The following is a 9064-nucleotide window of genomic DNA, read 5'->3' on the forward strand; positions in this document are numbered from 1 at the left end:
TAGTTGGATTGAAGAATATAATTATGATCGGCCACATGAATCACTGAACGATCTACCGCCCAAGATGTATGAGCGATTAAATGAGGAAAACTCTCTTAAAATATGATCTATATAAGGGATGGTTACATATTAGCATGGCGCTCACAGGGACTATGATTGCTGTCGCCAATATCTCAAAAGACACCGCGTGGAATATTCTCTCTTTTGTTTGCATAATGCTCTCAATAAATAGTGACGTTTGCATTATTATCATCCAATATAAGGATACTAAATAGTTAGATAGTATCTGGAAAAACGATATGTATAGTGTTGATCAGCTAGAGGCATTGGTGGTGACAGCAAAAACAGGCTCGTTTTCAGCGGCGGCTCGTTCACTCAAAAAAGCGCAATCCGTAGTAAGCCAGCATGTCATCAATCTTGAGATAGATTGCAATGCGATATTGTTTGACCGTAGTGGGCGTTATCCGCAATTAACACTGGCAGGTAAAAAACTATTAAGTCATGCCACTGTATTATTAGAGCAGCACCAACGTTTACGTTATTGTGCACAGCACCTCGATAAGCCTTTTATTTCAGAGCTCACTATCGGACTAGATGAAGGGATTCCGTTTCACAAACTCTCCAGTATCGTCAATCAGTTGGAAATCGATTTCCCCAATACCTCTTTGGCAATTTTTACTGCATCAAGCATCGATATAGTCGATATGATTGACACAGATAGAGCCGTAACTGGGATTATTTTTAGTGAACTGTCTATTCCATCGCACATTGATTATGAAACGATTGGTTCAGTTAAATTTGATATCTACGTTGCGAGAAAACACCCATTAGCCCAACAAGAAACGACTAACTTAGCCAGCCTAAAGCTGCACAGGCAATTACTGATGCGCTCGCGTAACAACAAATCGAGTAACTTCCAACTCGCCTTAAGCCCCGACATTTGGTATGCAGACAATTATTATGTGCTACTGGAACTAACACTACAGGGTAATGGTTGGTGTTTACTGCCCAATCATATCGCCAATGAATATGTAAAAAGTGACCAATTAGTGCTATTACCCAGCGAATTTAAAGATATGGGCTGGCAGGCCAGTGTTGATGTGATCCAGCATCACCGCTACAGCTTAGAGCCGATGTTTATGCAATTTAGGCATGCATTAAGGCAATTACTCACGCCTTAGGACTGACATCACAATGATGCTCATCTTATACCAATCCTATTAAATATGTGATCTTTCAGCGAGAGTTCAAAGTGCTGTAAGCAAGGCAGATGATTGAAGCGAATAGTGATTCTATTCTGAAAGCATCTAACGAAGCATAAAGGACTTTGAAACCCGCCAGAATGGAGTCTCTCAGGTATTCTACTTCTGTGTTACATCGATTTAAAAGGCAACAACCATTTCTACATCAATGTGCCTTGAATTGAAAAACCTGAGAGACTCTGAACTAACCAGATATTTAATGAGATTGGTATTATAAAAACAACTAAAATACATTAGCTATGCCTCAACAGGATAATTTTAATCAATATATTGTCGACGGTTTAACCCTGTAATAACAACAGTTAAGGTGATAATGAGGAATATGCGACAACAAAAAAGGCGGCATGCCGATATAATCTTACACCGCTTTAATAAACTCACTTACCAGCAATGTTTGTTTTTTTATGTGGATACACGGCATAAATCCCCGTATCCATGGTCGACAATCAATGATCGGTTAATAAGGCACTAAGTTCTGAAATCGGTTTTTCTAAAAAAAATAAATCAATCATGGTGTAACCCATACCATCTTTAACCTCTGATATCATTGAGCTGACATCACTGACTGTATGGTTACCCTGCATCTTATAATTTTTAAATTGGTCGCCATGAGCTAGCTGACTTAAACACATGATATCGAGAAAAGTATCACCATTGCTATCAATCAGAGTCACTAATTCTACAGGTGTAGATGGTATGCCCTATTGGAGAATAAATTCTTTAGAGGTCACAGTAGCAATATGAATTTTAGCAATCTCTTAGCAATCACGTTTGACTCAGCCATGCGCCCCACTCTAAATGACACATAAAAATATGTGCTTGTTCGAGATTATCTTCCCCCGCTAAAGAAATGCAAATGAACGTGAAGAACGGTTAAGTCGTTGTACGCCTAGCGTCGACTCTAACTTTTTAAATTGCTTTGATAATGATGAATTATCCATGTTATGCAATGTTGCAGCCTTGGCAAAAGAGCTTAGCTGAACCACATCTTAAAATAATCCCAGTTAGTGGTGATAGACATAATATTCACAGCGATTAAGTGACAAGTATCAGTACGATTAAAGATGAGCCCAATAAACATCAATAATGTTAAGGGTTATATAAGTAAAATATGACGAAACAACAATCATTTATATTTTACTGCGCGTCATCCCAGTAAGGCGTTTTACCGTAATAATGGCTCACAAAATCAACAAAACACTTCACTTTTGCCGCCAAGAACTGCCTATTAGCATACACCATATACAAGCCCATTGGTTTAGGTTCAAAATCTCTGAGTATGCGTACAAGCTTACCTTCAACTAATGCTTTACCTGCGATAAATGTGGGTTGAATAACTATCCCGCCACCTAAAATGGCCGCATTCACCAGCAGTTCTCCATTATTGGCAATCAATTTTTCATTAAACTTAAGCGACTGACTGGCTTGTTCAAAACCAGCAAATAACATGGCATCGTCTGAGTATGAATATTTAAGATAGGTGTGATGGTGTAATTCTGCCGGAGTTTGCGGTATCCCCTGACGCGCTAAATAATCTGCTGAGGCCATAATTGCAATCTGAATGGGCGCGACCTTTTTGCCAATGTATGATGAGTCTGCTAAATGACCAATGCGCATAGCAACATCAATACCGTCTTCGACAATATCTACTTTTAAATCGGTTAGTCTAATATTCAGTTTAATCGCTGGGTAAGCCTGCTGAAAATCCATTAATAACTGCGGTAAGTGCAAACTGCCAAAGGACATTGGCGCACTGACTGTTAACGTGCCCGACACCACTTCGGCATGATGTGTTAATTGATTTTCCATTTCATCGATATCGGCGATCACTTGCACACAACGTTGATAATACTCTGTACCCGCTTGGGTCAAACTTAAGCGCCGCGTTGTACGTTGCAGTAATCGCGTGTGTAAGCATTGCTCTAAAGCCGAAATATACTTACTCACCAGTTGTGGTGATATATTCAATTTATCAGCCGCTTTAGTAAACGCCCCTTCTTGCACCACGGTCAAAAAGGTTCTCATGGTATCGAGTTTATCCATACATTAGCAACACTATGTTGATTGTTTATCCATTATAAGCACATTTATCACCCATGTAACTAACAATATAATGATAACCAAAGCCATACGATTAAGATGCAAAAGCACTGAATCAACCCATTGGCATTACACGAGGTACCGAACATGAAGCAACTTCAACATCCGCTGTTTATATCACATGGATCGCCAATGATGGCGGTTGAGAACACTAACACATCGCGTTTTTTACAAAAACTTGGCCAACAACTCCCTACCCCAAAAGCCATTGTGGTATTTTCGGCCCATTTAGATGTCACTGACGATGTGGTGATTACTGCAGGAGCGCGGCCAGAAACAATACACGATTTCTATCACTTCCCTGATGAACTGTATCAAATTCATTATCCAGCACCTGGCGAGCCTGTATTGGCAAAACAAATTGCCGACGCCTTTGTGAGTGCAGGTATTAAAGTCAATTTATCTCCAACACATGGTTGGGATCATGGCGTGTGGATCCCACTGAGATTAATGTACCCGCAGGCGAACATTCCTATTGTGCAAATATCCATTAATACCCGTGTGGGCACAGCACAAAATTATCAATACGGTCAGCTTATTGCCTCGTTAAAACATGACAACATTCTCATTATTGGTTCTGGTGGGATAAGCCATAATTTAAGTGAGGTTTTTCGTCAGTCCAAAACCCCAAATGGTGTTGAGATGATGAATACATTCACAAACTGGGTTGAAGAAAAACTAATTAATAATGATACAGAGTCAATGTTAAATTACTTATCTTTGGCACCATTTGCTCAATTTAATCATCCGACTCAAGAACACTTTTTACCACTTATAGCTGTATTAGGCGCAAGCGAAACCTGTAGCGCTAAAAAGATCCACCAAGATGTAGAATTTGAATTGTTGTCGCTAGATGCATATTCATTTTATTAACAACAAACAATTAATAAAAGTTGATACGCCTTGGATTAAAATTACATTAGGTTTTATTATCAACAGTTTAACCAGAAAATATAAGGCGATTATTTGATTCTACTTTTTAGGTAATAACTTAAGCCCAAATAAGTAACGCGTGATATTAAACGGCTTTATCACCCAATAACATAGTAAGGCACACATAACAAAAGCACTTAATAATAAGCTAACGGACTTAATTGCGATTGAAACCTGCCACTGCACAATATAAAACGCCAACATCACAATAATGGTTTGATGCAAAATATAAAATGGATAAATTAATTCATTAGTTTTATGTAACCAAGTGGGCGTTTTCTTTATATAAGCAATCGCAAAGCCAGCTAAGGTTAGTAAACTGGACCAAGAAACAAGTGTACAAACCAACCACCATAACTGCCAACGGGTGGTTAGCGACAAATAAGGGCTTAAATCAGGAGAATAATAGTAACCATAAAACAGTAATGTACTGACGGTTAAACAAACTAAAGCGGTATATCTGTGTTCAGCTAATGCGCGCCAAATAATCTCACTTTTAACAAAGCACATTCCTGTAAAATAGAAAAACAGATAAAAAACACTCAATGACAGGTTTTCAATATGATGACTGTCTGAAGGGGCAATATATTTCAGTACGCCACGTAATGTGATTAATAACAGCACTAGAGACAGTAACCCCAAATGATGATTGCTGATCCGTTCAAGCCATCGTTGTAATTTATTGCCGGTTTGATGTATTAACAAGTACCTAAATGGCACAGCAAGCAGCATAAAAATGACTAAAAATTCTATAAACCATAAATGATTACTATCAAACGACAACATCAACTGACCATAGGCAGATGCTAAAGAGTCATATTCAGTGATGTTCTCATAATAATTTTGTGGTGGCACAATCAATATCATTCCCACCAACAAAGGCACAAATAAGCGATGAAACTTACCTAACAGAAAGCTACGAATAGGCAGTTTTTGCAATAACAAAAAACTGGCTGCGCCTGCGATAAAAAACAAGGTTTGCAACCTTATCTGTTCAAAATACACCATAATATCGTCAAGCACCTTGCTCGATTCATTATTCATCACATGCCAACCATCGCCATTAAATGGCATAAATACATGGTGTAAAAATACCGCAAAAATCAGTATTACCCGCAACCAGTCAAGTTCAGAATAACGTTGTTTATCAAGCATACTTACTGCATTCCTTTGGCTATTTGATCACAATTTAATGAGTTTGAATAAAGACATCAAAGTATAATATTAGCATTAGAAATAAAAAGGGTAAGCTTTGTGAAGAATAAAAAAGCACAGAAATACTGTTGTTGAGCTGCAATAGTGCAACTCAACATCGTGGCTTAAATCCTTATTCACACGCTTGATCAAAAATAAGCTTTAATTAATTGCTTACAATAATCAACTCACGTAAATATTTAACTTCATCACGCACCGCTGCAGCTTGTTCAAACTCTAAGTTTTTAGCATGCTCATGCATCTGTTTCTCAAGTTTATCAATTTGATGACTCAAGTCAGCAATACTGCTGTATTTGGCTCTTTCTTCAGCCACTTCAGCGTATTTTGAATGATTTTTACGGGTTCCTTTACTGAAGTTAGAATCGCCGACATCCATCACATCTGTAATACTCTTCACTACCCCACGAGGTACAATACCGAGTTTTAGGTTATGCTGGTGTTGTTTCTCACGACGCCGTTCGGTTTCTCCCATCGCTTTAGCCATTGAGTTGGTAATTCTGTCAGCGTAGAGAATGACTTTACCGTTTACATTACGTGCGGCACGACCAATGGTCTGAATAAGCGAACGCTCTGAGCGCAAAAAGCCCTCTTTGTCTGCATCTAAAATACACACTAATGACACTTCTGGTAAATCGAGTCCCTCGCGTAATAAGTTAATGCCCACCAATACATCGAAATGACCTAAACGTAAGTCACGGATAATCTCAATACGTTCAACCGTATCGATATCGGAATGCAAGTAACGTACTTTGATGCCATGCTCATCCAAATATTCCGTTAAATCTTCAGACATACGTTTGGTTAACGTTGTCACCAGTACTCGCTCATTTACCGCAACGCGTTTATGGATTTCAGACAACAAATCATCAACTTGAATTCCGACGGGGCGAACCTCAAGCTCGGGGTCGAGTAGCCCTGTGGGACGGACCACCTGCTCTGCGACCTCACCGTCACTTTTATCTAACTCATATTGGCTAGGTGTTGCCGACACAAAAATAGTTTGCGGCATTAATCGTTCAAATTCTTCAAACATAAGTGGACGATTATCTAACGCTGACGGTAATCTAAATCCATATTCAACCAAGTTCATTTTGCGGCTTCTGTCACCTTTATACATTGCACCAATTTGCGGAACAGTGACATGTGATTCATCAATAATTAGCAAACCATCAGCGGGTAAATAATCTAATAATGTTGGTGGACCCTCGCCAGATACACGGCCAGATAAATAGCGCGAGTAGTTTTCAATACCAGAGCAATATCCCAGTTCAACCATCATTTCAATATCATATTGTACTCGCTCAGTTATACGCTGAGCTTCAATCAACTTATTATTATCAAGTAGATATTGGCGGCGCTCACGCAGCTCTTGTTTAATTTCTTCTGTTGCAGCGAGAATTTTCTCTCTTGGCGTAACATAATGGGTCTTCGGGTAAATAGTTGTGCGTACAATGCGTTTGTTAATTTGCCCAGTGAGTGGGTCAAATTCGCTTAAACGTTCAATTTCATCGTCAAAAAGTTCAATTCTAATGGCTTCACGCTCCGACTCTGCAGGGAATATATCGATCACTTCCCCACGCACACGATACGTTCCACGTTGTAATTCAATATCATTACGTTTGTATTGTAATTCACTGAGTCGAATTAGGATGTCACGTTGGCCCATAAAATCACCTTGACGCAAATGCAATAACATCTTCATGTATGAGTCAGGATCACCTAAACCATATATCGCCGAAACGGATGCAATGAGCACGACGTCTTTTCTCTCTAATAGGGCTTTAGTCGCCGACAAGCGCATTTGTTCAATGTGAGCATTAACTGATGCATCTTTTTCTATAAAGGTGTTAGAAGCAGGTACATAAGCTTCCGGCTGATAATAATCATAGTAGGACACAAAATACTCGACCGCATTATGGGGAAAAAACTCTTTCATTTCTCCATAAAGCTGAGCGGCAAGCGTTTTATTGGGAGCCATAATGATGGTAGGTCTGCCCATTTGTTTAATCACATTGGCTATGGTGTAAGTTTTACCAGAGCCCGTCACGCCCAATAACGTCTGGCTGGCAATGCCAGACGCTAAACCATCGACTAATTGTTTTATCGCTGTAGGTTGATCGCCGGCAGGCTCGAATTTAGACTCTAACGAAAATACTGACTCTGACACGACATAATTTCCTATTTTATTGACCCAATATCATATACCGAAACATAGATAAATGGCGATACATTATGCTAGAGGTTAACAAACTCAGATGGTCAAGATTAATACTCAACAAATAATGCCCACATTGATAAATGGATAATAGCCGATAAACAATGGCCTGAGTGTAAGTCAAAATTAACATCATTTTGCTAACAAGAAAGACCTGCTCTATATAGCTGCATCAACTCCAATGCCTATTACAAGTTCATGTAATGCTGCTAGTAAGCAAGTGTCATGCCCACCCTATTAAGTTAAGATCATTATCAGACACATACTGCAACTATATGACCAAATTAAGATCATTATATGAAAGTAATAAACAACACGTTAAAATCGCTTAAAAACCAAGCTAATTAACAGATAAACATGCCTAAAATGCAATTTAATACACAATCTGTAAAGCAAACGAGTTACCATTTTGCAATGGATAGAACAATCAAATAAAAAAACAGTTGATTTCCATATCTATCTGATAAAAAAGAATTTTAACTATCGCTAATTAATTGTACCAATTTAACTCCGACTCAAGCAGTATAAGGGATTGCAGCTCATTTACAGTAGAAGTCCACAAGTTTATCCACAGATTTAGTGGATAACTCATCAAAGCTCAATACTGATGCGGGATAGCGCCTAGGCAAATTTCATAAAAGCGTAAGAAAGTTCTGATGAAATTAAATTACATTTGAACATTAATACGAAAGATCACGACAATAAACTCGGTTAACATTAAATTAAATCATTCGAGACTCGCATAAAATACATTCATAAAGAGCAAACTAACGATCGCGAACTCAAACCACCGGTCTTAATTTCATAACTTTGGTTACAACCTTCTGTTAAGTATCATTAAGCATTCAACCTAAACACAAACCACAAAAAATAGCCTTTTACGGATCTAGACTACTCGGTAATTAATTGATGATTACCATTCCTGTAACGAATAGAGCGGCAACCAAACTACACATAAGTTTCTGAGTCAGTAATTAATTTTGTCATCATTGTGCAAAAAACAACAGAAACGCCCAAAAGTCGTGCACGATGTGTATTTGATAACCAATTAGTCACATAAATGCATTTTTTTTTATAACTCGAGTTGACTCAGTTACCAGAGCGTTTTACTATGCGCTCCGTTCTCAGCAATAGATTGCTAAAAACGTTTCCCCAGTAGTTCAGTTGGTAGAACGGCGGACTGTTAATCCGTATGTCACTGGTTCGAGTCCAGTCTGGGGAGCCATTTAGTTAAAGTAAGTTGAGTCATAAACGTAATTCCCCAATAGTTCAGTTGGTAGAACGGCGGACTGTTAATCCGTATGTCACTGGTTCGAGTCCAGTTTGGGGCGAGATCTAT

At 38.6% G+C, this 9064-nt stretch carries 9 protein-coding genes and 2 tRNA genes; 5 read left to right on the forward strand and 6 right to left on the reverse strand.

Features of this window, described 5'->3' with window-relative positions:
- The coding region (locus ACWXWT_RS18845) for an integrase core domain-containing protein (RefSeq protein ID WP_456043120.1) at window positions 1-106 on the forward strand (106 nt) is incomplete at its 5' end.
- On the opposite strand, the gene ACWXWT_RS18850 is transcribed toward ACWXWT_RS18845, so the two are convergent.
- On the reverse strand, window positions 77-253 hold the full coding sequence (locus ACWXWT_RS18850) for a chlorhexidine efflux transporter (RefSeq protein ID WP_456043113.1): 177 nt from the start codon (window positions 251-253) through the stop codon (window positions 77-79). The two genes, ACWXWT_RS18845 and ACWXWT_RS18850, sit on opposite strands and share 30 nt — an antisense overlap.
- 46 nt (window positions 254-299) lie before the next feature.
- On the opposite strand from ACWXWT_RS18850, the gene ACWXWT_RS18855 reads away from it, so the two are divergent.
- Window positions 300-1181: a LysR family transcriptional regulator gene (locus tag ACWXWT_RS18855; protein WP_456043114.1), complete on the forward strand. Its 882-nt coding sequence runs from the start codon at window positions 300-302 to the stop codon at window positions 1179-1181.
- Between the two features lie 527 nt (window positions 1182-1708).
- Here the strand turns inward: ACWXWT_RS18855 and ACWXWT_RS18860 are convergent.
- The 3 genes from ACWXWT_RS18860 to ACWXWT_RS18870 all read right to left on the reverse strand — a co-directional run bounded on the left by ACWXWT_RS18860 (window position 1709) and on the right by ACWXWT_RS18870 (window position 3305).
- Window positions 1709-1936 (reverse strand): hypothetical protein, encoded by a 228-nt coding sequence (locus tag ACWXWT_RS18860; protein ID WP_456043115.1) that lies wholly within the window; start codon window positions 1934-1936, stop codon window positions 1709-1711.
- Between the two features lie 168 nt (window positions 1937-2104).
- Window positions 2105-2203 carry a hypothetical protein gene (locus tag ACWXWT_RS18865; RefSeq protein ID WP_456043121.1) on the reverse strand — a complete coding sequence of 33 codons (99 nt, stop codon included), beginning with the start codon at window positions 2201-2203 and terminating at the stop codon, window positions 2105-2107.
- Between the two features lie 196 nt (window positions 2204-2399).
- The gene (locus ACWXWT_RS18870; protein WP_456043116.1) at window positions 2400-3305 is read right to left on the reverse strand and encodes a LysR family transcriptional regulator; all 906 of its coding nucleotides are present in this window, start codon (window positions 3303-3305) and stop codon (window positions 2400-2402) included.
- Window positions 3306-3449: 144 nt separating this feature from the next.
- On the opposite strand from ACWXWT_RS18870, the gene ACWXWT_RS18875 reads away from it, so the two are divergent.
- Complete coding sequence (locus ACWXWT_RS18875) at window positions 3450-4235, forward strand: DODA-type extradiol aromatic ring-opening family dioxygenase (RefSeq protein ID WP_456043117.1); 786 nt, start codon at window positions 3450-3452, stop codon at window positions 4233-4235.
- Between the two features lie 99 nt (window positions 4236-4334).
- On the opposite strand, the gene ACWXWT_RS18880 is transcribed toward ACWXWT_RS18875, so the two are convergent.
- Window positions 4335-5450 (reverse strand): acyltransferase family protein, encoded by a 1116-nt coding sequence (locus ACWXWT_RS18880; RefSeq protein ID WP_456043118.1) that lies wholly within the window; start codon window positions 5448-5450, stop codon window positions 4335-4337.
- Between the two features lie 205 nt (window positions 5451-5655).
- On the reverse strand, window positions 5656-7677 hold the full coding sequence (gene uvrB, locus ACWXWT_RS18885; protein WP_456043119.1) for an excinuclease ABC subunit UvrB: 2022 nt from the start codon (window positions 7675-7677) through the stop codon (window positions 5656-5658).
- 1197 nt (window positions 7678-8874) lie between these two features.
- Here uvrB and ACWXWT_RS18890 point away from each other — a divergent pair.
- Both ACWXWT_RS18890 and ACWXWT_RS18895 read left to right on the forward strand, forming a co-directional pair.
- Window positions 8875-8950, forward strand: a tRNA-Asn gene (locus tag ACWXWT_RS18890).
- A 34-nt stretch (window positions 8951-8984) separates the two neighbouring features.
- A tRNA-Asn gene (locus ACWXWT_RS18895) sits at window positions 8985-9056 on the forward strand.
- Window positions 9057-9064 lie beyond the last annotated feature (8 nt).

The organism is Shewanella sp. A22 (assembly GCF_053850585.1).

Bases quoted from the DNA above. Each gene is read 5' to 3' on its own strand.
- ACWXWT_RS18850 (WP_456043113.1), bottom strand. From the start codon at position 253: ATGATAATAATGCAAACGTCACTATTTATTGAGAGCATTATGCAAACA.
- ACWXWT_RS18855 (WP_456043114.1), top strand. From the start codon at position 300: ATGTATAGTGTTGATCAGCTAGAGGCATTGGTGGTGACAGCAAAAACA.
- ACWXWT_RS18865 (WP_456043121.1), bottom strand. From the start codon at position 2,203: ATGGATAATTCATCATTATCAAAGCAATTTAAAAAGTTAGAGTCGACG.
- ACWXWT_RS18870 (WP_456043116.1), bottom strand. From the start codon at position 3,305: ATGGATAAACTCGATACCATGAGAACCTTTTTGACCGTGGTGCAAGAA.
- ACWXWT_RS18875 (WP_456043117.1), top strand. From the start codon at position 3,450: ATGAAGCAACTTCAACATCCGCTGTTTATATCACATGGATCGCCAATG.
- ACWXWT_RS18880 (WP_456043118.1), bottom strand. From the start codon at position 5,450: ATGCTTGATAAACAACGTTATTCTGAACTTGACTGGTTGCGGGTAATA.